Origin of the sequence: Shinella sumterensis (assembly GCF_004514425.2) — a bacterium.
Taxonomy (GTDB): domain Bacteria; phylum Pseudomonadota; class Alphaproteobacteria; order Rhizobiales; family Rhizobiaceae; genus Shinella; species Shinella sumterensis.
This window is the reverse complement of record NZ_MYFN02000001.1, coordinates 530,609-555,131: the sequence shown is the minus strand read 5'-3', so window position 1 is coordinate 555,131 and position 24,523 is coordinate 530,609. Positions and strand designations below refer to the sequence as shown.

The 24,523-nt window shown below is 62.0% G+C and carries 24 protein-coding genes; 8 read left to right on the top strand and 16 right to left on the bottom strand.

Annotation, left to right across the window (positions count from 1 at the left end; all coding sequences use genetic code 11):
* Positions 1–84: 84 nt before the first annotated feature.
* The 9 genes from B5M41_RS02675 to B5M41_RS02635 all read right to left on the bottom strand — a co-directional run bounded on the left by B5M41_RS02675 (position 85) and on the right by B5M41_RS02635 (position 8,549).
* The gene (locus B5M41_RS02675) at positions 85–510 is read right to left on the bottom strand and encodes a GlcG/HbpS family heme-binding protein (protein ID WP_134648640.1); all 426 of its coding nucleotides are present in this window, start codon (positions 508–510) and stop codon (positions 85–87) included.
* Positions 511–649: 139 nt separating this feature from the next.
* Positions 650–1,786, bottom strand: a complete 1,137-nt coding sequence (locus B5M41_RS02670; RefSeq protein ID WP_134648639.1) for a mannitol dehydrogenase family protein — start codon at positions 1,784–1,786, stop codon at positions 650–652.
* Positions 1,787–1,841: 55 nt separating this feature from the next.
* On the bottom strand, positions 1,842–2,837 hold the full coding sequence (locus B5M41_RS02665) for a Gfo/Idh/MocA family protein (protein WP_134646729.1): 996 nt from the start codon (positions 2,835–2,837) through the stop codon (positions 1,842–1,844).
* A complete protein-coding gene (locus tag B5M41_RS02660; protein ID WP_134646727.1) occupies positions 2,834–3,715 on the bottom strand; it encodes a sugar phosphate isomerase/epimerase family protein in 882 nt (293 codons plus the stop codon). The genes B5M41_RS02665 and B5M41_RS02660 overlap by 4 nt, the downstream gene beginning before the upstream one ends.
* A 52-nt stretch (positions 3,716–3,767) precedes the next feature.
* A complete protein-coding gene (locus B5M41_RS02655; RefSeq protein WP_134646725.1) occupies positions 3,768–4,601 on the bottom strand; it encodes a carbohydrate ABC transporter permease in 834 nt (277 codons plus the stop codon).
* Positions 4,598–5,521: a carbohydrate ABC transporter permease gene (locus tag B5M41_RS02650; RefSeq protein WP_134646723.1), complete on the bottom strand. Its 924-nt coding sequence runs from the start codon at positions 5,519–5,521 to the stop codon at positions 4,598–4,600. The genes B5M41_RS02655 and B5M41_RS02650 overlap by 4 nt, the downstream gene beginning before the upstream one ends.
* Positions 5,522–5,595: 74 nt before the next feature.
* Positions 5,596–6,795, bottom strand: coding sequence for an ABC transporter substrate-binding protein (locus B5M41_RS02645; RefSeq protein WP_160870454.1), 1,200 nt, complete (start codon positions 6,793–6,795; stop codon positions 5,596–5,598).
* 24 nt (positions 6,796–6,819) lie between these two features.
* Entirely contained in the window at positions 6,820–7,719 is a 900-nt protein-coding gene (locus tag B5M41_RS02640; protein WP_230639957.1) for an alpha/beta hydrolase, read from the bottom strand.
* A gap of 80 nt (positions 7,720–7,799) precedes the next feature.
* Positions 7,800–8,549, bottom strand: a complete 750-nt coding sequence (locus tag B5M41_RS02635; protein ID WP_230639956.1) for a GntR family transcriptional regulator — start codon at positions 8,547–8,549, stop codon at positions 7,800–7,802.
* A gap of 28 nt (positions 8,550–8,577) precedes the next feature.
* Here B5M41_RS02635 and B5M41_RS02630 point away from each other — a divergent pair, with 28 nt between their 5' ends.
* Complete coding sequence (locus B5M41_RS02630; RefSeq protein ID WP_134646719.1) at positions 8,578–9,654, top strand: ABC transporter ATP-binding protein; 1,077 nt, start codon at positions 8,578–8,580, stop codon at positions 9,652–9,654.
* A 102-nt stretch (positions 9,655–9,756) separates the two neighbouring features.
* Here B5M41_RS02630 and B5M41_RS02625 read toward each other — a convergent pair whose 3' ends face one another.
* The 5 genes from B5M41_RS02625 to B5M41_RS02605 form a co-directional block, all read right to left on the bottom strand.
* Complete coding sequence (locus B5M41_RS02625) at positions 9,757–11,556, bottom strand: NAD(P)/FAD-dependent oxidoreductase (protein WP_134646717.1); 1,800 nt, start codon at positions 11,554–11,556, stop codon at positions 9,757–9,759.
* A 65-nt stretch (positions 11,557–11,621) separates the two neighbouring features.
* Complete coding sequence (locus tag B5M41_RS02620) at positions 11,622–12,695, bottom strand: 2,3-butanediol dehydrogenase (protein WP_134646715.1); 1,074 nt, start codon at positions 12,693–12,695, stop codon at positions 11,622–11,624.
* Between the two features lie 166 nt (positions 12,696–12,861).
* Complete coding sequence (locus B5M41_RS02615; protein WP_134646712.1) at positions 12,862–14,733, bottom strand: sigma-54-dependent Fis family transcriptional regulator; 1,872 nt, start codon at positions 14,731–14,733, stop codon at positions 12,862–12,864.
* An 87-nt stretch (positions 14,734–14,820) separates the two neighbouring features.
* Positions 14,821–15,183 carry a ribbon-helix-helix domain-containing protein gene (locus B5M41_RS02610; RefSeq protein WP_134646710.1) on the bottom strand — a complete coding sequence of 121 codons (363 nt, stop codon included), beginning with the start codon at positions 15,181–15,183 and terminating at the stop codon, positions 14,821–14,823.
* Between the two features lie 95 nt (positions 15,184–15,278).
* On the bottom strand, positions 15,279–15,839 hold the full coding sequence (locus B5M41_RS02605; RefSeq protein WP_134646708.1) for a DJ-1/PfpI family protein: 561 nt from the start codon (positions 15,837–15,839) through the stop codon (positions 15,279–15,281).
* Positions 15,840–16,077: 238 nt separating this feature from the next.
* On the opposite strand from B5M41_RS02605, the gene B5M41_RS02600 reads away from it, so the two are divergent.
* From B5M41_RS02600 to ku (B5M41_RS02590), 3 genes are all read left to right on the top strand, one after another.
* Entirely contained in the window at positions 16,078–16,539 is a 462-nt protein-coding gene (locus tag B5M41_RS02600; RefSeq protein WP_134646706.1) for an MgtC/SapB family protein, read from the top strand.
* Between the two features lie 104 nt (positions 16,540–16,643).
* Positions 16,644–16,865 (top strand): hypothetical protein, encoded by a 222-nt coding sequence (locus B5M41_RS02595; RefSeq protein WP_134646704.1) that lies wholly within the window; start codon positions 16,644–16,646, stop codon positions 16,863–16,865.
* Positions 16,865–17,662, top strand: a complete 798-nt coding sequence (ku, locus tag B5M41_RS02590) for a non-homologous end joining protein Ku (RefSeq protein WP_134646702.1) — start codon at positions 16,865–16,867, stop codon at positions 17,660–17,662. Before B5M41_RS02595 ends, ku (B5M41_RS02590) begins: the two co-directional genes overlap by 1 nt.
* Before the next feature lie 2 nt (positions 17,663–17,664).
* On the opposite strand, the gene ligD is transcribed toward ku (B5M41_RS02590), so the two are convergent.
* The gene (ligD, locus tag B5M41_RS02585; RefSeq protein WP_134646794.1) at positions 17,665–20,217 is read right to left on the bottom strand and encodes a DNA ligase D; all 2,553 of its coding nucleotides are present in this window, start codon (positions 20,215–20,217) and stop codon (positions 17,665–17,667) included.
* Positions 20,218–20,219: 2 nt separating this feature from the next.
* Positions 20,220–21,077, bottom strand: coding sequence for a non-homologous end joining protein Ku (gene ku / locus B5M41_RS02580; protein ID WP_209020840.1), 858 nt, complete (start codon positions 21,075–21,077; stop codon positions 20,220–20,222).
* Positions 21,078–21,193: 116 nt separating this feature from the next.
* Here ku (B5M41_RS02580) and B5M41_RS02575 point away from each other — a divergent pair, with 116 nt between their 5' ends.
* The 4 genes from B5M41_RS02575 (at position 21,194) to kdpA (ending at position 24,517) form a co-directional block, all read left to right on the top strand.
* Positions 21,194–21,889, top strand: coding sequence for a DUF72 domain-containing protein (locus B5M41_RS02575; protein ID WP_134646698.1), 696 nt, complete (start codon positions 21,194–21,196; stop codon positions 21,887–21,889).
* Positions 21,886–22,461: a DNA-3-methyladenine glycosylase gene (locus B5M41_RS02570; protein WP_329959070.1), complete on the top strand. Its 576-nt coding sequence runs from the start codon at positions 21,886–21,888 to the stop codon at positions 22,459–22,461. The genes B5M41_RS02575 and B5M41_RS02570 overlap by 4 nt, the downstream gene beginning before the upstream one ends.
* 245 nt (positions 22,462–22,706) lie before the next feature.
* Positions 22,707–22,793, top strand: a complete 87-nt coding sequence (gene kdpF, locus B5M41_RS27120; RefSeq protein WP_370340835.1) for a K(+)-transporting ATPase subunit F — start codon at positions 22,707–22,709, stop codon at positions 22,791–22,793.
* Between the two features lie 14 nt (positions 22,794–22,807).
* Positions 22,808–24,517 (top strand): potassium-transporting ATPase subunit KdpA, encoded by a 1,710-nt coding sequence (gene kdpA / locus B5M41_RS02565; RefSeq protein WP_134646694.1) that lies wholly within the window; start codon positions 22,808–22,810, stop codon positions 24,515–24,517.
* Positions 24,518–24,523 lie beyond the last annotated feature (6 nt).

Genomic DNA, 24,523 nt, shown 5'->3' with positions numbered 1-24,523 from the left:
GAGGCCGAAATGCCGGCCTCCGATGGCCCGGCAACCTCGTTGAGTTATCGGACCACAATTGCATGATGCCGCTTTACGGCTTCCTCAGGCTCTCGACGCCAGGAAATGGTCGATGCCCGCCTGGGCGCACTGGGTGTCCTGCGCGGGAGTGCCCGAGCTGAGGCCGATGGCGCCCACGACATCGCCATCGACTATCACCGGCAATCCGCCCGCGACCACCATCAAACGACCGCCGATTGCCGAATTGATGCCGTAGGCCGGGCTACCAGGCTGACTTGCCGAACCGTAACTCTCGGTCGTCCGCTTTGCGCCGGCGGCCGTGTAGGCCTTGTCCTGTGCGATGATCGTGCTTGTGATCTTCCCGCCATCCATACGCTCGAACGCGATCAACTGGCCCGATTCATCGGCGATGGCGATGCACATCGGCACCCCGATCTCCTCTGCTTTGGCGCGCGCCCCCGCAATCAGGATACGGGCATCTTCGATGCTCAAACGGCGGATAGTCAACATGATGAAGGTCCTTCCCTCGCGAAGTCCGGGTTTCAGTGATCAGCGATTCAATAACACAATCGGCGGCACGCCGATCCCAGCAGATACGCTGGTTTGGGCATCCGGCCGATGCAAATTCCTCATGCAGACCTTTCCGTCATCACGCATGCGAAGCCTCCAAGGCGGCGGCGAGAAGAGGTTGGGAGATCGGCGGCGTTGCCGCATGCCCCCTGTCGAGCATGGGCTTGATGCGCCGTAGTTTCTTTTCGGTATGGTTGCCGGCGATATCGGCCAGCCGGTGGTCGAGATAGGGATTGAGGAACCGCTCGCGCACTTCATCAACGTAGCGCAGGGCGGCGTTCCGCATTCCCTCCAGAGCGAAAACAGGCACAACCTCGTCACGCCAGACGGCTTCCAGGTCGCGCCGGACGTGGGGATCGGCCATGATCTCGCGCACCGTCTCGCCTGCCGGTCGATTACCCGCGAGCCAACGTTCGGCCAGGTAGCTGTGGCCAAGGTTGAGGATATGCAGCTTGAGATGTTCGTAATGGTCGAGATTGTCGGTGACGACCAGCGAAGGGTGTCGGCAAGGCAGAACCAGACCTTCCTGCGCCTCGATGGCCCAAAGCGCATAGGGTTCGGCGACCGCTCCGACCGGCTCAAGCGGCTCGGATACGATGCGGTCGACCAGGCCATTGGCAAAGTGGCACCGCGCCTCGATGTAACCGCGAAAGTCGGATGACAGTTTCCAATTCCTGGCGATCGTCAGGACGATCGCTTTCAGCTTGTCGCCGTTGCGCTGTACGAGTTCGCACGGAAAAATCGAAACGGGCCGGCCCGGGCGCGCGCGCCAGCGCGCATACAGCAACACCAGGAGTTTTGCGGGAAAACTCACCGGCACCCTATCCGGCTCGGACAGGCGCACGACATCGTCGCTTTCGTCCAGATCGTAGCCCCGGTCCCCGGTATTGCTGAGGATGACGTCCGCGGCGATCCCGGCGCTGACGATCGCCGGCCAGTCCGTGCCGGCAAACAATGCCCGCGCTATGGCCCTGCCTTGCCGCATCTCGTCGATCGTCTTCCCGTCCTTCAAGCCGCGTATCCGCACAGGATAGGCCCGACCATCGGCGAGAGCCTGGATCCGGCGGGCACTGGCTGGATTGCCGGTCGTCTGGACGACCGTGACGGGACCGAGCGCCTCATCACGGTCCATCGCCTCGGATATGAACAGATCGGCATGGGCAAGAAGGAAACGGCTCGTTCCGAACTGGAGTATCGGGGTTGGGGCAACAGCCATCATCTCGTTCCTTGTGAAGAGGCGGGCCCGGTTGCCCGGAACCGCCGATCCAGATCTAGAGAGCCAGTTCGCGGCGCAGGGTTTCCAGACGCTCCATGGCGATGACGCCGTCCGCGATCGTCGGCGCCGGGGTGGCTGCCCCACCAAGCGCCGGCACGACATCGGCCAGGAGTGAATGGTATCCCTTCGGATCTTCGTTGGCGGCCGCCGTGAAATTCGGCTTCCACGTCAGCGTGTCGCAATCTTCCGACAGGGTCGCACCGAGATCGTCGATCTTGAAGGGCGGATTGCGGTGCCACTTGATCTCGATCACGTCATCCACCTCGATACGCTGATGATCGCCCATAAGTTCGATGCGTTCGACCGGCGTGCCGCGCGACTGGATCGTGCCCATGGCGATGTTGCCGATCGCACCGCACTCGAATTCGAAACCGACGTGGAAGAGCACCCGGCCGGGCGTCTTTTCAACCTTGCGGGCAGAGATCGAACGGACCGGCGAGACGAGGAAGGACACCAGGTCCATATAGTGCACGCAGTGGTGCAGGAAGAATCCCGTGTAGTCGACATTGCCGGCGAAATAGCCCGGCGCCGTCATGTAATAGCCGGTCAAACCGAGCACATCGCCGAACCGGCCGGATTTGACGATGTTGGCCGCCATCCGGTTGCCGATCGAGTAGCGCTTCATGAAGCCGAGCAGCAGCGGCTTCTTCGCTTTTTCGGAGGCTGCAAGGAGTTCGCGCGCACCGGCCGCCGAGCCGGACGGCGGCTTTTCCATGAAGACCGGCAGGCCGCGCTCCAGCGCCGCCTTGCCGAAGGCAAGGTGCTGGTCCGGCCCGACCGCCATACCGACGGCATCGATCCCCGGTGTCTTCAGAAGATCGTCGACATCGGTCACGAGGTTCCTGACGCCGAACTGGCGACCGGCATTCCTGAGGCGCTCGGAATCAATGTCACATAGCGCGATGATCTCCACGTCGTGACGCACGAGCTGCGGCAGCAGCATCTGGGTGGCGTGGATGCCGCAACCGATCCAACCGATTTTTATAGTCATCGACGATATTCCGTAAGCAGGAGGTGGGATTTGATGAAGGCACTGGATGCGGCGAGGCGATCGCTCTCGTCCTCATGCGGCGCGCGCCATTGGGCAAAAGGCACGCCGAAACGGTCATCGCTACGACGGAAGGGTTCAAGTGAGATCGGCCCCTTGTAGCCGACGTCATGAAGCGCGCGGCACACCTCCACCCAGTCGGTCTGTCCCGTACCGGGAAAGCCCCTATGGTTCTCGTTGGCCTGGAAATGCACCAGACGGTCGCCGCCGAGCCGGATGGCTTCGCCGAGCGAGCTTTCCTCCATATGCATGTGGAAGGTATCGAGCATCAGCTTCACGGCCGGATGATCGACGGCGTCGAGCAGTTCCATTGCCTGCTGCGTGGTGCAGAGCACGTCGCTTTCGAAGCGGTTCAGCGGCTCGACTGCCAGAAGGACGCCGGCCTTGGCCGCATAATCGCCCGCCTCTTTCAAGCCTCTGACGCAACGATCCTTTCGAGCGAGGCGTTCGGCCTCGTCGACCGGCTGCGGAGGGCGGCCCGCAAACACGAGCGGGTTCCCGGTGAGTGGCCCGCCGACGATTGTCGCGCCAAGGCCGGCGGCGCAATCGACCGTGTATTTCAGATAATCGATCCCGGCGCGATGGGCTTCGGTTTCGGCCGAGGACAGGTTGCGCTGCAGGTTGACACGGGCGGCGAGAACGACGCCGAGGCCGGCATCGTCGAGTGCTCTTTTGGCCTCGGCGATATCGAGTTCACCGACTTCGGGAACAAGAAGTTCGACGAAATCATAGCCGTGGTCGCGCATCTTCGCAAAGAGCGGGAAGTGCTCCGCGGTGAACGGCCTGGCATACTGCATGGAAATCAACCCGACGGGGTTCATCTGTTTTTCCTTTTCAGTGCATACAAATTCAATTGCTGGCGGACTTTCGCAATCACCCCTTCACCGCCCCCTGGGTCAGGCCGCCGATCAGACGGCGCTGAACGAGCAGGAACAGGATCGTTGCCGGCATCGCACCGACCACGGCGCCTGCTGCCAGCAGGCCCCATTCGATCTGGTATTCCCCGATCAGTGTCTGGATCGCGACGGTCACCGGCCGGACGTTTCGGCCGCCGAGCGTCAAGGCGTACAGATATTCGTTCCACGCTGTGATGAAGATGTAGATGCCGGTCGAGATGATGCCCGGCATGGTCAACGGCAGGACCACCTTGCGAAGGGCGGTCAGACGGGAGCATCCATCCGTCATTGCCGCCTCGTCGAGGCTTTTGGGGATCGCGGCGATGTAGCTCGTCAGCATCCACACGGCGAAGGGAATGGCGACGGTCGCATTGGCCAGGATCAGGCCGAAATGCGTATCGAGAATGCCGACACTGCGCATGAGAACGAAGAGCGGCAGGATCAGCAGCACGATCGGGAACATGTTGATCAGCAGAAACTGCATCATCAACAACTTGCGGCCGGTGAAGCGAAAACGGGAGAAGGCATAGGCAGCCGTCACGGAAACAAGCAACCCGACAACGACCGTTCCGCCGGCGATGATGAGGCTGTCGAGCATGTTCTTCAGGAACGACGTCTGCTCGATGAGCCTGACATAGTTGTCCATGCTCCAGCCCATGGGTGAAAGCGAGACCCCGGTGGCCGACAGCGTCGCCGTCGGCGTCAGCGATGTCAGGATCATCCAGACGAATGGAGCCATGGCGAAGAGAACGATCAGGAGAACCGGTAGGTCGGTGGTAATGATCCGGCGAAATGTGCTTTGCTGCGTCATCGTTCGACCTCACGCATGGTGCGGGCGAGATAAAGGACCACGAACGCCCCCAGAAGAATGGTGAAAGTGACGGCTATAGACGTGCCGTAGCCGAAATCGAGATTCTGGCGGGCCTTGATGAAGGCGTAGAGCGGTAGCGTGTGCGTCGCATAGCCCGGTCCGCCACCGGTCATCACGAAGATGACGTCCATCGAATTGGCCACCCATATCACCCGGAGAAGACCGGCCGTCGCCAGGACCGGCGCGATGCCCGGCAATGTTATGTGGATGAATTGCCTCCAGGCGGACGCCCCATCGATCGATGCGGCCTCGTACTGGCTTTTCGGAATGCCCTGCAGGCCCGCCAGGATCATGACGGCGAAGAAGGGAAAGCCCTGCCACGTCAGCGTCGCGATAATTGCGTAGATCGCGACATCGGGATCGGCCAGCCACGGCACCGCGGTTTGAACGATCGAGAGGTAGACCAGGATATCGTTCAGGACGCCCGTGTTCGGATCATAGATCCAGCGCCACATCAGCGCGATGACGACGCTGGGAAGCGCCCACGGGATAATGATCAACGCACGCGCCAGCCCGCGCCATGGAAATTCCCTGTTGAGAAGCAGGGCAGCGAGAAGGCCAAGCCCCATTTGCAAGGGAACCGTGAGGCCGATCCAAAGCAGCGTGTTCCACAGCGCGGTCCAGAAGACCGGATCGTTGAAAAGCTTCACATAGTTGCCAAAACCGACGAATTTGCTGGCGTTCGGCTTGAACAGGATGAGATCGTAGAAGCTCGTCCAGACCGCCTGCACCATGGGCATGAAGACGATGACAAGGGTGACGACGACGGCAGGCGCAAGCAGAAGATAGGGAAGAAGCCGCTCCGACCGCCACGCGAAGACCCAATGACGCTGTAGGGGGGAAGTATTCGACAAAGACATGAGTGCTCCTGCCTCCATTTCAAGGCCGGGAAAAGCGCCCCGACACGGATGCCGGGGCAATGCGGTAGCGTGTGTTACTCGGCAAACAGCGTCTGAAGTTGTTCCATCATCTGCGCCGCGGTGATCTGCCCGGTGAGCGCCTGCTGCATATGCGTCTGCCATGCCGTGTTGACGAACTCCGACACGGCGGAAGTCTGGGGCAGAACCTTTGCAAACGGCAGAGACTCGATCGTTGCATCGACAAATCGCCGTTCATGCAGCTTCCAGTCGGCGGAGCCGCTCTTGGTGACGGTCATCTGGCCTGTCGCGCTGTTGAATGCGACATTGTTCTCGCCTTCGGCCAGGAAGGATATCCACTTCCATGCGGCATCCTTCACTTCGGAATTCGAGAAGATCGCGAGCGACTCGTCACCGTAGGACGTCCAGCGTCCTTTTCCGCACGCCGGCACCGGCACGGCGGAAACCTTGTCGCCCAACGCGGCCACCAGGTCCTTCGAAGAGCCTATATGGTGAATGGTCATCGCCGTTTTGCCGGATTTGAAGGCGGCGATGATTTCCTGGAAACCATCATTCGGGGCGGACGGCGGAATGACCTTGTCCTTCTGGAACAGGTCGATCAGCCACTGGTTTGCCGCGATCGCTTCGGGATTGACCAATCCGCCCGGCTTCAGCTCCGCGCCCTGCGACATCACGAATGCGCCCCACTGGTCCCAACCGCCTTTGCCGCCGCGCAGGCCGAAGCCGTAGGTCTCGGGCGCCTTCGTCAGCTTGATGGCCGCGTCGCGGAACTCCTCGCAGGTCTTGGGCGGTTGCAGGCCGGCGGCCTCGAACAGGTCCGTCCGGTAGTAGAGATAAAGAACGACATACTGGATCGGCAGGTAATATTGCGTGCCGTCGGGCCCCTTGTTCAGATCAAGCAGGTTGTCGAGCAGGTCGGCTTTGCCTTGCCAGGCATCGATCCGCTCTGCGAGCGGTTCGAGCGCGCCCATCTCGACAAGACGAGGCTGGGCGAAAAGCTTGACCATCGCCGCGTCGGGCGCGTTACCGCCGACCAGCGATGTGTAGAGGTTGTCATAATAGCTGTTCCACGGCACGTTCTCGGCTTCGATGGTGATGCCCGGATTGGCAGCCTCGAACTTCTTGACAAGATCGCCCATGGGATTGGCCGGATTGTCGAAGTGATACCAGAAGCGAACGGTTTCCGCCTGGGCCTGGGTAAACGCGGCGGATGCCGCCAAAACCGCGCCGAGCGCCAATGTCTTCAAAAATTTCATGTGTTCCTCCTCCGAGTTGATAGTTCAAGAGCGGCCGGTTAGCCGCCTTGCTGCACGCCCCGCCGCCGCCAGAGCCTCCCGTGCGGCAGACAGTTCGTATGTGTTTTGCAGGAAGCCATGCATGACGCCGGGCACGATGCTCAGTTCGTCGTCTCGACCGAGCGCCTTGAGACGATCGCTCAGCATCAAGGTGTCCGACAGCAACGGATCGACTGCCGCCGCCATCAGATGCAGCGGTGGCAAGGCTGCCAACTCGGCATCGCCGGCAACCAGCGGGCATGCCAAAGGGTCCGCCTCAATTTCCTGCCCGCCGGCATAGAAAGACCAGTAGCGCTGCATCTTACCCCGGGTCAGGCCGGGCCCCTCGCTGAAGCGGATGTAGGACGGCGTCTCGAACGAGCGGGCATAATTGCCGTAGAAAAGCAGCGCGCCGTCCGGAAGGCCGCGTCCTGCGGCCTGCTCGTGCAGCATCGCCGCAAGCGCGAGGTTCGCACCGGCGGAATCGCCGGATACCAGCAGGGGACCGCGCGAAACGCCAATGCTCTCCGTCGCATCGAAAATGCTGCGAAGGACCGAAATGACGTCCTTCAGGCCGGCCGGAAAGGGATGTTCGGGGGCCAGCCGGTAATCGGGCAATACGACAGGCAGGCCGCTTTCGATCGCCAATACGCGGGCGCAGCGCTCATGCGTTTCCGGCGAGCAAAAGGCAAAACCGCCGCCGTGTACAAAGAGTATGGCGCCCACGCCTGCATCCGGCGGCACAAGGACCCTCACACGACACCGCGCAGCGCCGAGTTCGGCATCTTCGTCGAGCCATATCTCGGACGCCCGGTGCATGGGCGGCAAGTCGACGTTGCAGCGCGCGTTGGCAAGCAGGGATTGAGCCCGCCCTTCGGCCGGCGGCAATGTCGTCGGATCCGGCAAAGGCCCGAGCTCCGCCAAAGTCCTTTCGACCAAGGCAACGGTTTCAGGCGACAGCACGCCGGTCAGGCCCGGACCGTCGCTCACTGCACCGCCTCCGGGAACACCTCCGGACCGAGGTCGACGATGGTTGCAATATGATGCTGCATGGAGACCGTTGCGCGGCGCGGGTCTCCGCTCTCGATCGCCTCGATGATGCTGCGGTGGCGAAGTGCGGTCGCTTCCAGATCGCGGGACATCGGACTGCGGGAGATCTTGAAACGATGGTTGTGAACCAGGCAACGATGCAGGATCGGATCGAGCGCCGGCAGATTGGCATCCTCGAAAATACGGCGATGGAAATCGCGGTCGAACGAAGCAAGCTCCAGCTCATCGGCAGCGGCGGCCGCCTTCAGCATCTTGTTCAGCAACTCACCGAGATCCTTGATCAAGGTGCGGCTCGGCGAGCGCATCACCCGCACCATGCCGTTGCCCTCGATCTGCTGGCGCAGCCGAAACATCTCGATCGCCTCGTCCTCCGTACACTCGGACACCTGCGTTCCGCGACGGCCCTTCCGCAGGACAAGCCCCTCTTCCTGCAACTGCAGCAACGCTTCGCGGACCGTCCCCTGGCTGCATTGGAAATGGGCGGCAAGCTCCAGCTCGGTCAAACCGGTGCCAGGCTCGAGCACGCCCAACATGATGTCGCGCTTCAGCGCATCGAACGCCGCGCCTGACTTTAGCGATTTGGTGTTCGTCTGCCGTGGTGGAAAATACGCCATCATGACCTGCCTGAGCTGTTGCGTATTCTTGAACTTATCATTATCGATATTGACATCGATAATGATCGTCAAGCACGAAAGTTGCGCTTAGGAGGAAATCGTGGCTGGAATTGCACTGAAGGAAATCCAGAAGTCATACGGCAATCTGAAAGTCATTCATGATATCGACATCGACATACAGAGCGGCGAGTTTCTGGTGCTCATCGGTCCGTCCGGCTGTGGTAAATCCACCCTTTTGCGCATGATTGCCGGCCTGGAGGAGATCACGGGCGGAGAACTCAATATCGAAGGCAGGGTGGTCAACCTGCTGCCGCCCGCCGAGCGCAATATCGCAATGGTCTTCCAGGATTATGCCCTTTATCCGCATATGAGCGTACGGGAGAACATGTCCTTCGGCCTCAAGATGCGGGGAAACAAGGATGAGGACATCAACGGACGCGTCCAGCACGCCGCGGAAATCCTGAAGATCACGGATTACCTCGAACGGCGGCCGGCCCAGCTGTCGGGCGGACAGCGCCAGCGCGTCGCCATGGGGCGCGCAATCGTTCGCGAGCCGGCCGCATTCCTCTTCGATGAACCGCTTTCAAACCTCGATGCCGCGCTGCGGGTCGAGATGCGCCTGGAAATCGCCAAGCTGCACAACCGCATGAAGGCGACCACCATCTATGTCACGCATGATCAGGTGGAAGCGATGACGCTCGCAGACCGCATCGTCGTCATGAACAGCGGGGTTGTCGAGCAGATCGGCAAGCCGCTGGAACTCTACCACAACCCGGCCAGCCTCTTCGTCGCGCGTTTCATCGGCAGCCCGACCATGAACACAATTCCTGCAAACCTCTCGGCGGGCGCGATCGAGGTCCTTGGCCGGACGGTCAAATTCGACGGAGTCGCGGGCGCTTCCAACGCGGGCAGACCGGTTGTTGTGGGCCTGCGGCCCGAAGATCTCGTGCAATGTTCGCCCGAGGAGGCATGGTTCAGCGGGGAACTGGTTGTCGCCGAACGCTTGGGAAGCCAGACATACGGCTACATTGAAATCGGGCATTCGAAGATGCTGAGCGTCGAATTTCCCCGCAACAGCACGCTTCAGGTTGGTGAGACCCTCCATTTCCGCGGCAACCCGGACAGCGTCCATCTCTTTGATGCGAAAACCGAGAAACGGTTGCCGGCAACCCACTAGAGGTCCGTGGTTCTGAAATGGTTGCGCACTTGCGTCTCCGGAAGCTTGCCTATCGGCAGTGACGGCAGGCGGCCCTCGGCGGGCCGCCTGCTTTGACGCACTCTACTTTCGGTGATGAACGGCCTGGAGGCCGTAGACCGGAGTGGGAATGTTCTCCAGTCGTGCCTTCAATTGCAGGGCGAGGTACTGCGAGTAGTGGCGCGACTGGTGCAGGTTTCCGCCATGGAACCATAGGGCTTCCTGCTGTGTCGGCTTCCACATGTTGCGCTGCTCGCCTTCCCACGGACCGGGATCCTTGGGCGTATCCGAGCCAAGCCCCCACACCTTGCCGACCTTGTCGGCCGTCTCCTGGTCGATGAGATCGGCGACCCAGCCGTTCATCGAGCCGTAGCCCGTCGCATAGACGATGACATCGGCCGGGATCTCCTTGCCGCCCGAGAGCTTCACGGAATTCTCCGTGATTTCCTCGACCTGGCCCGCCGCCAGCTTCACCTTGCCATCGATGATCAGCTGCGAGGCGCCGATATCGATGTAGTAGCCGGAGCCGCGGCGCAGATACTTCATGAAGAGACCCGAACCATCCGCGCCCCAATCAAGCTGGAAGCCCGCCTTTTCCAGCGCCGCGTAGAAGTCGGCGTCGCGCTCGCGCATCTTGTCATAGAGCGGGATCTGAAACTCGTGCATGATTCGGTAGGGCAATGACGCGAAGATGAGATCGGCCTTCGCCGTCGTCACCCCATTCGCCAGGGCCTGCTCGGAATAGAGCGAACCGAGGCCGATATCCATCAGCGTATCGGATTTGACGATATGGGTCGTCGACCGCTGGATCATCGTGACATCGACACCGGCCTCGTAAAGGGCGGCGCAGATGTCGTGCGCAGAGTTGTTCGAGCCGATCACCACGACTTTCTTGCCCTTGTAGCCATCCGGTCCGGGATGCTGCGAGGAATGGTGCTGCTCGCCGCGGAACCGCTCGCGGCCCTTGAAGTCAGGGATATTAGCCTTTCCGGACATGCCGGTGGCAAAGACCAGCTGCTTCGGCCGCAGCACCACCTCTTCGCCATCGCGGTCGACGACGATGGTCCACTCTTTCGTTGCCTCGTCCCATTTCGCTGACTTGGCGGTGGAGCGCGTCCAATAGTTCAGCTCCATCACCTTCGTATAGAATTCCAGCCAGTCGCCGATCTTGTCCTTCGGCGCGAAGACGGGCCAGTTCTTCGGGAAGTCGATATAGGGCAGATGATCATACCAGACGGGGTCGTGCAGGCAGAGCGACTTGTAGCGCTTGCGCCAGCTGTCGCCGGGCCGGTCGTTCTTCTCCAGGATAATAGTGGGCACGCCGAGCTGGCGCAGCCGCGCGCCGAGCGCGATGCCGCCCTGCCCGCCACCGATGATCACGACATAGGGCTGCTTTTCGTAACCGAGCGTGCGCTCCTCTTCTTCACGCTCCTCCTTCCAGGTCTTGGCACCGAGGTCCTGGCCATGCTTGGCGCCGAGAGGGCGCGTGAAACCCGATTTCTCCTCGTGGCCCTTCAGCTCGGAAAGTGCCGTCAACAACGTCCAGATCAGACCGTTCTTGAAGCGCACGAGGCCATAGCCGCGCCCGGTGGCCGTCTCGAAGGTAATCCAGCTTTCCAGAACACCTTCGGCTTCCGTCGCTTCCTCGCCGGCAGCGACGCGCCAGCTGGACGGCTTGGCCGTCGACAGCTGCGCTTGCAGCATGTCGCGCACCTGATCGCGCCCTTCCACCGTCTTGATGTTCCAGGTGAAGGCGACGAGATCGCGCCAGTAGCATTCCTCGGCGAAGAGATTGACGGCCTCGTCGATACGGCCGGCGGCAAGGGCGGCGCCGAGCGTATCGAGAAGTGTCTGGACGCGGGTCGTGGGGGTTTTCTCGAGCATAGTTTCTCCTCCTGCTCAGTGGGAAAACGGGACGGCTCCTCAACCGTCCCGCAGAACGGACCGACCTATCGCGACAGGTCGATCAGGATCTTCAGATGCCGGCCGGCAGGGTCGAGCAGCTGGTCGAACCCTTCGGTGACAGCCTCGCCGAGCGAGACATACTTCGTGACGATCCGGCTTGCCGGGATCTGGCCGCTGGCAATCAGCCGGGCGACGCGCGGCCAATAATGGGTCGGATAGGCCCAGGACCCGCGGATATCGATGTCCTTGAACGTGACGTCGAACCAGTTCAACGGATTCTCACCCGGATGAAGCCCGGTCTGCACCACGACGCCCTGTTTGCGTACGGCATCGGCGCAGTTCTTCAGCGCATGCTCGTTGCCGACGCATTCGATGGCGACGTCGCAACCCACGCCGCCTTCGGTCTCGGCGCGGATGACGTCTCCCACCTTCTCCGTCTTCGGATTGATGGTGCGGACCTCGCCCAGCGCTTCACGGGCCAGCGCCAGCCGCGTATCGTTGAGGTCGGAAAGAAATATCTGCGAGGCCCCGGCCGCCCGCGCCGCCATGGCGACGAGAATGCCGATCGGCCCTGCACCGGTCACAAGAACGCTGTTGCCGGCGGTCACACCGGCGCGGTCGCAGGCGTAGACGGCAACCGCGGTCGGCTCGATGAGGGCGGCCTCCTGATCGCTCAATTCGTCGGGAATGGGTTGGACGTTGTAGTCGTTCAGAAGCGCGGCTTGCGCCATGCCGCCGGAATGCCAGGAAAGGCCGACGAGCGCGAGGTCACTGCTCAGGTGGAAGAGACCGCGGTCGGCGTAGTAGTCGCCGCGGCGCGGCATGATGAGCGGCTGGACCGAAACCCGGTCGCCCGGCTTCACGTGGCCGACGCCCTCGCCGACCGCCTTGACGACGCCGCCGAATTCATGACCGAGAACCTGCGGACCGTGCGCGCCGGTAAAGGGATGCGGATCCCTGGGAACGAAGATCGGACCATAGGCATATTCATGCAGATCCGTGCCGCAAATCCCGCAAAAGCGGTTTTCGACCAGCACCTCGCCCGGGCCGGGCGATGGCGGAGGATCGATCGTATCGATACGCAGATCCTTGGCAGCGTGAAAGCGCAGAGCTTTCATGGGTATTCCCTCCTGATGTTGTTCTTGCACAGGAGGGACAGCAAGCGTCGTGCCAGAAAATCGGCATGCCTATTTGTTTAGCATTATCAGGATCTTGCAAGGAAGCACCCTACACGCTTCCGACAAATGCAACAGATCGCCTGCAACAGGTGTTGCAGGTGCTGCATCAGTTGAGCCGCTTCAGGCGGCGATGGATCGTGGACCTGTTGACGCCGAGTTTGCGGGCGAGCGCCGAGACATTGTCACCGCACTCGCTCAGGGCGCGGCGCAAGGAGCCATCATCGTGCGCAGCGGTGGGCGCAGACACGGTGAAGATGTGATCAGGCAGGCAATCCAGCGTGATGTGACCACCGTCCGAAAGGGCCGCCGCAACCCGCAGCGCATTGGCAAGCTCCCGCAGGTTGCCCGGCCAGGCATGCGCCAGAAGCGCCGCGCGCGCATCCTTGTCGAGGCGATAGGCCTCGCCATTTTCTTTCTCGATGCGCCCGAGGAGTTGCCCGATCAGCCAGTCGAGATCGGTTCGGTCGCGCAACGGCGGCAGGCTGAGCGTCGCGGCGTTGAGCCGATAATAGAGGTCCTGCCGGAAGCGGCCCTCCTTCACAAGTTCGGCGAGATCACGATGGGAGGCGGAGACCACGCGCAGGCGCACCGGCCGCGCCTTGAGCGCGCCGACAGGCTGAACCTCGTTTTCGGCGAGCACCCGCAGGAGCCGGCTTTGCAGGGCAAGCGGCATATCGCCGATCTCGTCGAGGAACAGCGTTCCGCCGCTCGCTTCTTCGATCAGGCCGCGCTTGCCCTTCGGATTGGCACCGGTGAAGGCGCCGGGAGCATAGCCGAAAAGTTCGGATTCGATGAGATGCTCCGGGATCGCCGCGCAGTTGACCGCAACAAAGCTGCCCGGGTTTGCGCAGCTGTCATGGATCGCGCGCGCCAGAAACTCCTTTCCGCTGCCCGTCTCGCCCTGGATGAGGATCGGAATGTCGCGGGCGGAAAGTTTTGCCGCACGCGCCTGCACGCGCTCCATGGCGACATCCCCGCCGCTCAGATCGCGCAGCGCCCGCGGCAGGCGCGGTTCGGGAGCGACGGGCGTTCGCAGATTGACGGCGGGCGCGATGGCGCTGGCAAACAGCACAAGTCCGTTGCGCGCCTGGATCAACCGCTCACCGTTGGGCCGGCCGCGCATGAATCGGGGCAAATCGTCGACATCGATATCGAAAACCTGCGAAATCGGCTGCCCCAGGAAATCCCGCGTGGAAAGGCCACGCAGGTTCATGGACCGCGCGAGCGCACCGAAGCCCCCGTGGGTCATACCCGTGATGCGGCCGCTGCCATCGAGCGCGATGGCAGCATCCGGATCGACATCCAGAAATTCAGGCGAGCGTGCAAGCCGCAGCACCCAATCGTTGCGGGTACGGGTCATCAGGTTGGCAAGCTCTATGCGCCGCGCGGTGGAGGCCACGAGATGCAGCGCAAGCTGCTGACTAGCCTTGGCCGTCGGCGAGCGGAGCTGGGATATATCGAGGACGGCGGTCAGGTCGCCCAGCGTATCGAAAACGGGTGCGGCGGTACAGGTGAGGCCGATATGGCTGGTGTCGAAATGGTCGTCCTGATGGATGATCACCGGCTCGCCGGAGACAAGGCAGGCGCCGACCGCGCAGGTGCCCGCCCGGCTCTCCGACCATTCAGACCCGAGATAGAGACCCGCCCGGCGCAGCTGGTTGTCGAAGGTCGGATCACCCATGAAGTCGACGGTCACACCGCGCGCGTCCGACAGGAGCAGCACATAGTTCTGCTCGGCGATCTGGTTGAACAGGGTTTCGAGGCCGGACCGGCCGATGCGGATCAGCTCTTCCGCCTGCTCGCGATGTTCGCGCAGCTTCAGTTCGGGAACGATATAGGCTTCCTGCGCGATAGTCGGGTCGAGCTTGTGATCGTTGAGGCAGCGCAGCCAGGACTGGACGACGGGCGCATCCCTCGGGCTGACCGCGCCCATGCCGACGCGCTCGATCTCCCGTATGTGCGACAATGTCGACACCATCCGCTTTTCCTCCTGCACCCATCGTGGCACAGGATCGGTTTGACGGCAATTCGAAGAATGTGCGGAAGCCGCTGGGCCGCGATCCGGTCAGTTGATCACGGCATGACGGCGCTGAGCTTCCCGGGCGAGGATTTCCCGCGCCGCGTGATCGGCGATGGGAACGTTGAGGTCCGCCGATATCTCGCCGGCTGCGATGAGCGCGTGATACCGGGCACAGCACACCCGCAGAAACGAGGTGAAATTGCCGAGGTCGTGATCGGCATCCATCGCCTCGTGCCACAACCTCGTGATCAGCTGCGCGACGGTCATGCCGTCGCGCAGCCCGATTTCGGTCAGCGTATCCCAGAAATGGTTCTCGATGCGGATCGAGGTGGCGACGCCGTCTATTCTCAGGCTGTGCGTTCGACTTTGCCACTGGCTGGCATCGGCCTTGATGAAGAGTTCGCACATTGCAAAGGCCTCCTTCCCTTGAACGCCGGCGCAGTCCGGATATGTCGCGATCCGATGGAGCCACGCTGTTCGCATCACTCCACAGGTAACAAGCTCTACAGGATCGCCAGAAACTGCTTGAGCCACGCCGGATGTGCGGGCCATGCCGGTGCTGTCACCAGATTGCCATCCGTAACGGCTTCTGTCACCGCGATATCGGCGAATGTTCCACCCGACGCCGTCACCTCATAGGCGCAGGCCGGATAAGCCGAGCAGGTGCGCCCCTTGAGAACGCCGGCGGCTGCCAGCAGTTGCGCACCGTGGCAGATCGCGGCGACCGGTTTGCCCGCGTCGAAGAAGTGCTTCACCTTGGCGAGCACATCCGGGTTCATGCGCAGATATTCCGGCGCCCGGCCGCCGGGAACGACCAGCGCATCGTAGCCGGCGGGGTCGGCGGCGGAGAAATCGGCGTTCAAAGCGAAATTGTGCCCCGGCTTTTCCGAATAGGTCTGATCGCCTTCAAAGTCATGGATCGCGGTCTTTACCGTGTCGCCAGCCTTCTTGCCGGGGCAGACGGCATCGACACTATGGCCGCAGGCCAGAAGCGTCTGGAACGGGACCATGGTTTCATAGTCTTCCGTGAAGTCGCCGGTGATCATGAGAATCTTCGCCATCATATATCCTCCCTTGCCTTGATGGTTACCGCGGCAGGATAGGTCGTGTGACGTCGAAGCGGGTGTTACTCCGATACTACCGGTGCCTCCTAGGCCAATCTATGAGCATTGGAGCGACGATTTGCGTCAGATCTGCTTTCCGCCAAGCACGCAAATGAAATATGTGAGCCTTGGTGATCTTGCCGTGAGGCGCAGCGACGATATCTGGAGGTCTAATCCAACCTGATCCAAGGATCCCCTCATGCAATGGCTGCAGAGCATCGGTATCAATCTCGACGTGCTGCCTCATCTCGGCGCCCTGCTGACCGCCTATGTTCTGGCACTGCCTATTGGCTGGGACCGGGAGCGTCATGAGCGCAGTGCGGGATTGCGGACCTTCCCGCTTGTGGCGATCGCAAGCTGCGGATTCGTGCAGGCGGCGGAACCGCTCATCAACGGCAACGCCGAGGCGACGGCGCGCATCGTCGAAGGGCTGATCACCGGCATGGGGTTCATAGGGGGCGGCGCGATCCTCGTGGTGAAGAACAGCGTGCGCGGCACCGCGACGGCCGCAAGCCTCTGGGCGACGGGCGCCATCGGCACCTCCGTCGGGCTCGGATCCTACGACACGGCAATCGTGCTGTCCGTCGTGACGCTGCTGACCCTTCGCGCCATGTCCACGTTCAAGGAAGAGCCGGAGGACTTCACCCGCGAACCCGACTGATTCCTCGTGCGAAACGAGCAAAACGAAAAGCTGGCACGCCGGTTTGAGGAACCGATGGGTCCATTCGGCATTATCTCCGGAAGCATGCGACTGCGGAGGTTTTCATGGACAACAAGGACAGGCTGATCCTGGCGCTGGCGGCTTTGCTGCGGGCGGAGCGTGAGACCCGCGGTGCGCTTATGGACGCGATCGAAGAAGACTCCATTTCCCGCGAAACCCTGCTCGCCATCCTGTCCGATCCCATCCCGATCGTGACGCAGGAAGACATCGCTTTCGCCGAGCGCTTTGCTCTGTCCAAGCATCTGCCTCTCGAAAGGAAGGATTGATGGCACCGCGTGCCTTCTGGAAGGGCTATCTCAAGCTTTCGCTGGTGACATGCCCTGTGGCCATGTCGCCGGCGATTTCCCAGGAAGACAAGGTTCGCTTTCGCACCTTGAACGGCAAGACCGGCAATCCGGTGGTCAGCCGCTACGTCGATGCCGTCACCGGCAAGGAAGTCGGTGAGGACGACGAGGTGAAAGGCTATCCGCGCGGCGAAGACGACTACGTCATGCTGGAGGACGACGAGATTGAAGCGGTGGCGCTGGAAAGCACGCGCACGATCGATATCGAGACCTTCGTGCCGCGCGAGACGATCGAGTGGATCTGGTACGACTCGCCGCATTTCCTCGTACCGAACGACACGGTCGGCGAAGAGGCGTTCTCCGTCATCCGCGAAGCCATGGCATCGACAGGCACCGTCGGCATCTCCCGGCTCGTCCTCTATCGCCGCGAACGGGCAGTGATGCTCGAGCCGCGGGGCAAGGGCATCGTGCTGTGGACCCTGCGTTACGGCGACGAGGTGCGCAATGAGGCGGAGTATTTTTCCGATCTCAAGCAGGCGAAACCGGACTCGAAGGCGCTCGCCCTCGTCAAGACGCTGATCAAGGAGCGTACCAAGGCCTGGGATCCGAAAATGGTCGACGATCCCGTGCAGGCGAAATTGCTCGATATCATCGCCGCCAAGAAGAAGGGGCGCAAGCGCCCGGCCGCGCGCAAGGCTCAACCGAAAACGTCCGGCAACGTCATCAACATCATGGACGCCCTGCGTAAGAGCATCAAGGCCGAGGGCAAAGGCAAGTAGGATCAGGCCTTCTGCTTTGAAGCCTTCAACGGCCGGGCGGCCTCGGTGAAATCCGCCCATGGATCAGCCTTTAGCGACTGGAGACGGGTCGGTGTGTTGTCGACCGTGAAGTAGGCCGGGCCGATATCGGGGCCGAGTTCCTCCCAGGCCAGCGGCATGGAAACGGCGGCACCGGGCCGGGCTCGGGTCGAGTATGGCGCGACCGCCGTCATGCCGCGCTGGTTGCGCAGGTAGTCGATCAGGATTTTTCCGCGGCGCTTCGACTTGGTGATGGTCGAGACATATTTGCCGGGGCTGTCTTTTGCCATGGCATCGGCGATGCCCTTGCAGAATGCCTTGACGGCCGGCCAGCGCGCAGACGGCTTGAGCGGTGCGCAGACATGCAGACCCTTGCCGCCGGAGGTTTTGACGAAGGCATTCAACCCGGCCGCTTCGAGGCGCTTTCGCGTCTCCTCTGCGGCGTCGATGACCGCCTGCCAGTCGACGCCGTCACCGGGATCGAGATCCATGATGATGCGGTCGGGTCGCTCCCAGTCGGCGAGCGTCGAGCCCCAAGGGTGGATTTCAAGCACCGCAGCCTGAACGAGGCCCATCAGGCCATCGAGATCGTTGATGGCGACATAGGGCTCGTCGTCCTTTTCCGCGGGGTCCTGCACCTGGAGAATGTTCGCATTGATGCCCTTCCAGACATGTTTCTGGAAGAAGGTCTGCCCATCGATGCCGCTCGGCGCGCGCAGGAGCGCGAGCGGGCGGCCGACGATATGCGGCGCGATATAGCGCCAGACCTCGGTATAATAATCCGCGAGCCCTTCCTTTGTGACGCCTTCTGCCGGCCAGTAGACCCGGTCCGGATGCGTGAGGCGCACGGTACGGCGCTGCGGCTTTGGCGCTTTCTCCGCCTTGGCTTTCGTCGACTTGGGCATCTCGGCAACGACCTCCTGTGCGGGCTTGTCTTCCCTCAGGCCGCGGAAGGATGCGTGCCGAAGGTGGCCATCGGCCGTCCAGGCCCGGAATTCCACCTCCGCCACCAGCTCGGGCCGCACATAGCGGGCCTGGCGCGCCTCCTCCGCCGTCAGCTTTCGTCCGAACGGGCTTTCCTCCGTCCGCAGGCGCGAGAGACGCTTGAAGATATCCTCCGCGACGAGTGCGGAAAACCCCGTGCCGACACGACCGACCGGCTCCAGCTTACCCTTCTTGTAGACGCCGAGCACCAAAGACCCGATCGCCTTGCGGGAGACGGTGGACGGCACGTAGCCGCCGATGACGAACTCCTGTCGGGCAGAGCATTTCGATTTGATCCAACCCTTGCTGCGGCCGGCCCGATAGGGCGCATCGCGCAGCTTCGATACCACGCCCTCCAGACTGAGGCGGCACGCGTGGCGTAGAACGAGCGCGCCATTTTCATCGAAATGGCCGCTGTAGCGCAAAGCTCCTTCTGTTCCCATGACGAGCTTTTCGAGCAGGCTTTTGCGTTGCTCAAGCGGCAGACGGGTCAGGTCGTACCCGTCGAGATAGAGAAGATCGAAAAGATAGAAGGTGAAACGATCGTCGCGGCCCGCGCTGAGATCGGCTTGCAAAGCGGAAAAATCGGATGCGCCTGCACCAGTCTCGACGACAAGTTCGCCATCCAGGATGGCCGTACCGATAGGCAGGTCCCGCAGGGCATCCGGTACGGCCTTGCCGAATTTCTTCGTCCAGTCGAGGCCGCTGCGGGTGAGCAGCTTGACCCGGCCCGCCTCGATGCGGGCCTGAAGGCGATATCCGTCGAACTTGATCTCATGCAGCCATCGCTCGCCGGCCGGCGGCGCGCTGGCAAGCGTTGCCAGCGTCGGCGGCAGGAAATCCGGCAGTGTCGCCTTGCGCGCGCCCTTGATATCGGATGGGTCCGGCGCCGGCTCAGCCGTGTCCTCCCGCTTCGCGGTCTTTTTTTGCGTTTTCGCTCTCGATGGCTTCCGGATACGCCCGGTCTTCGACGACCACCCGGGCTCCTCTCCGGCGACATCCGCGATCTCGCGTCCCGTTTTCACCGATTCAGGCCGCTCCTCGAGCAGGTCGTCCTGACCTTCAGGCATGGCGAATTCGTCATCGCCCTTGATCAGCAACCAGTTTTCGCGCTTCTCGGCGGGTTTGCCGTGCATGCGCACGAGATGCCAGCGCCCGTGCAGCTTTTCACCGTCGAGCGTGAATTCGAGATGTCCCTTTGCATAGGCTTTTCGCACGTCGCCGATCGGCTCCCATGTGCCACGATCCCAGACGATGACGGTGCCGCCGCCATATTCACCCTTGGGAATGGTCCCTTCAAAGTCGCCGTAGTCGAGAGGATGATCCTCCACATGCACGGCAAGTCGTTTTTCGCTCGGGACCAGGCTCGGGCCCTTCGTCACCGCCCAGCTCTTCAGCACGCCGTCCATTTCGAGGCGAAAATCATAGTGCAGCCGTGTGGCATCGTGCTTCTGGATGACAAAACTGTTGCCGCCCGTCCGCGCCTTCCTGCCGCGCGGCTCCGACGTGGTCTTGAAATCCCGCTTCTGCCGATAGACATCCAGCGTCGCCATGCTCATCCTGCCTTCCGACGGCCCGCCGCCGGTTTGCGCGCGGCCGCAGGCTTCTTCGTTTTGCGTTTTGCCGGTTTCTCGCCCTTGCCTGCACTCTGGCGAAGCGCCTCCATAAGGTCGATGACCTTGCCTTCAGCCTTCGGCTTGACAGGCTTGATCTTCCGTCCCTCGATCTTCGCCTTCACCACCTCCGCCAGCGCCGCGTCGTAGCGATCATCGAAGCCCTTCGGATCGAACCGGCCCTTTTTCGTGTTGATGATGTGTTCGGCAAGCTCCAGCATTTCGCCCTTGAGCTTGACGTCGGGTACATCCGAGAATGCCGCCTCGGCCGATCGCACTTCGTAGTCATAGTTGAGCGTGGTTGCGACAAGGCCCTGGCCCTCCGGGCGGATCAGCACCGTGCGCATCCGTCGGAAGAGAACGGTTTCCGCAAGGGCGGCCACGTTCGACTTCTTCATTCCTTCACGGATCAACGCAAAGGCCTCATCGCCGTGACGGTCGGAGGGCGTGAGATAGTAGGGCTTGTCGAAATACAGGTCATCGATGTCATCGCAGGCGATGAACGCCTCGATCTCCAACGTCTTGTCGCTCTCAGGGAGGGCGGCCGCGATTTCCTCCGGGTCGAGCGCGATATAATCGCCATCGCCGACCTCGTAGCCCTTCACCTGATCCTCGCGTTCAACGGTTTTGCCCGTCTCGCTGTCGATGAATTCCCGATGAAGCCGATGACCGGTCTTGCGATTGAGCATGTGAAAGGCGATGCGATCGCTGGTCGACGCGGCGGTGTAAAGCGCCACCGGACAGACCAGCTCGCCCACTTTCAGGAAACCTTTCCAGTTCGCTCTCGGCGCCACGCCCATTCTCCAGCTTCGACATCGGCAATGCTGAAGCAAACAGAATGTTCCGACTTCCGCCCGGAACCAAAGCCGCAAATCGGAATTCCGTCTCGCACTTGTGAGGAACAGCGGAGGACGGGGTGCCCTTCATCGCGACAGCAGCGTGGTCCATTCCCAAGACGGTTGCTCAACGATTTCCGGAGACGGGTACCGGCCTGGAACGATATGCCGCCGTCTTTAACGGCGTCGAAATCAACTCAACCTTCTATCGCCACCATCAGGCCAAGACGTTCGAACGATGGGCCGTCTCGGTGCCGGAGCACTTCCGTTTTGCTGTAAAAATACCCCGCGAGATTACTCATGACGCAAGGCTGCACGACATAGGCGGGCTTTTCGACACGTTTCTGAACGAGATCCAGGGCCTGAACGAAAAGCTCGGTCCGCTCCTGTGCCAGCTGCCGCCAAGCCTCGCGTTCGACGCGAAGACCGCCAATGAAGCCTTTGCTGCCATGCGCCGCAACCACGCGGGTACGATCGTGATAGAACCACGCCACAAAAGCTGGGCGTCGGAGCCGGCAAAAATGCTCCTGCAACGCCATGCCATCGAGCGCGTTCTTGCCGACCCGGCGCCCGTCTGGCCGGAAACCGGTTTCGACGAGCCTCCGAAATATGTGCGATTGCACGGCACGCCGAAAATCTACTATTCCAGCTACAGCGAGGCAGACATCAGGCGCTTCGGCAAACGCCTCGACGAAGACAGCTGGTGCGTCTTCGACAACACGGCGTCCGGCGCCGCCATCGAAAACGCACTGACGATGCGGGATCTTTTGAATTGACGGTCTTGGACGAACATTTCTTCGCACGCGACGTGCTCGCGGTCGCGACCGACCTGCTTGGGGCGGACCTGCAAATCGACGGGGTCGGCGGGATCATTGTCGAGACGGAAGCCTACCATCGGGATGATGAGGCGTCGCACAGTTTCAGGGGGCCGACGGCTGCGAATGCAGCGATGTTCGGCGCGCCGGCGCGCGCCTATGTCTCTCGCTCCTATGGGCTGCACTGGTGCCTGAATTTTGTCTGCGAGGAGGGCAGCGCCGTGCTCATCCGCGCCCTGGAGCCGGTGTATGGCATCGAGACAATGAGAGCACGCCGGGCTGTGAGCGAAATACGAAAGCTGTGCGCTGGCCCCGGAAACCTGTGCAAGGCGCTCGGCGTCAGCAGCGATATGAACGGGCTTTCCGTTCTGGCCCCTCCGTTCTCCGTGGAACTGCCGGCCGCCGTTCCCGCGATTACGAGCGGCGTGCGTATCGGCATCAGCAAAGCCGCCGAGCGGCCGTGGCGCTTTGCGGTGACGGGATCACCTTACCTCAGCAAGCCTATCCGACCTGAACGGACCGTCACGGGCTGACTGTTGCGCCCACCGGGTTGGCAATGGTGTAACGCGTGAGCGCTCGCCAAACCGTCCTTATGTTTTCTTTATTTCCGCCGCCGGACTTCCCAATCGAAGCCTGAGCCGTAAGGCGCCTATCCTGCTCCTGCATCAACAGGAGACACTGATATGTCCGATCTCTTTTTTATCGCGCTTGGCGGAGGCACCCTTCTCGTGCTTGCGCTCTATGCCCGCGCGCTCGGCCGGCTTTGAGGAAGGCGACGATGATTGAACCTCTCTTCGGCTTTCTTGTCGCCGTCGGCCTCGGCGCCTACCTCGTCGTGACGCTGCTGCGTCCCGAGCGTTTCTGATCGGGAGTAGATCCATGACAACAGTCGGATGGCTGCAGATCAGCCTCCTCTTCCTTGCCGTCCTCTTCGTGATCAAGCCGCTCGGGCTCTACATGGCGCGGGTCTTCAGCGGCGAGCGGACCGTTCTCTCGCCGGTGCTCGGGCCCATCGAGGAGGGCTTCTATCGCATGAGCGGGGTCGACCCGAACAAGGAGCAAGGATGGCTCGCCTACACCCTTGCCATGCTCGCCTTTTCGCTCGTTGGCTTTCTCGCACTTTACGCCATGCTTCGGTTCCAGGCCCATCTGCCGCTGAATCCGCAGGGCTTCCCAGCCGTTCCCGCCGATCTCGCCTTCAACACCGCCGTTTCCTTCGTCACGAACACCAACTGGCAGAACTATGCCGGCGAGACGACGCTCAGCCATTTCAGCCAGATGGCCGGGCTCACCGTCCAGAACTTCCTGTCGGCGGCGACAGGCATGGCGCTCGCGGTTGCCTTCACCCGGGCGCTCGCCCGCTCCAAGGTCACGACGCTCGGCAATTTCTGGGTCGATATGGTCAGGGCCACGCTTTACGTGTTGCTGCCGCTGTCCATCGTGGTCGCACTCGCCTTTGTCGCCATGGGCCTGCCGCAGACACTCGATGCCTCGGTGACGGCCCGGACGCTGGAGGGCGCAGACCAGGTCATCTCGCTCGGGCCGGTGGCCTCGCAGGAAGCAATCAAGCAACTCGGCACCAATGGCGGCGGCTTCTTCAACGTCAACGCGGCGCATCCCTTCGAGAACCCCACCGCCTGGTCGAATTACCTGAATATCTTCGCCATGCTGTCGATCTCGGCGGCCCTCGTCTACAGTTTCGGCCAGATGGTCGGCAATCGCCGGCAGGGCTGGGCCCTGATCTCGGCCATGGCGATCCTCCTGATCGCCGGCGTCACCGTCACCTACTGGGCAGAGGCGCAGGGCAACCCCATCCTGACTGCGCTCGGCGTCGACCCGGCTCTCGGGAACATGGAAGGCAAGGAAGTCCGCTTCGGTCAGGCCATGACCGCGCTCTATGCGGCGGTGACCACCGGCCTTTCGGACGGCGGCGTCAACGGCATGCACGGCTCCTTCACGGGCCTCGGCGGCCTGGTGCCGATGTTCCTCATGCAGCTTGGAGAGGTACTGCCCGGCGGTGTCGGCTCGGGCCTCTACGGGATGCTGGTCTTCGCGCTGCTTTCCGTTTTCGTGGCCGGCCTGATGGTGGGGCGCACGCCGGAATTCCTCGGCAAGAAGATCGAAGGGCGGGAGATGACGTTCGCCATGCTGGCCGTCCTGATCCTGCCACTGGTGATCCTCGGCTTCACCGCCATCTCGGCGATGCTGCCTTTCGCGGTGGCCAGCATCGGAACAGCAGGGCCGCACGGGCTGTCGGAAATCCTTTATGCCTATACCTCGACGGCGGGCAACAACGGCTCGGCCTTCGGCGGGCTCACCGGAAACACGCCCTGGTACAACACCACGCTCGGGATCGCGATGCTGCTTGGTCGCTTCGCCTATGTCGTGCCGGTCATGGCAATTGCCGGATCGCTCGCCGCCAAGGTGAAGGCCCCGGCCTCGGCCGGCACCTTCCCGACCGACGGCCCGCTCTTCGTCGGGCTCCTCATCGGCATCATCCTCATCCTCGGTGGCCTGCAATTCTTCCCTGCACTGGCGCTCGGCCCCGTTGTCGAACACCTCGCCATGCTCGCCGGCCAGACCTTCTGAAGGAAC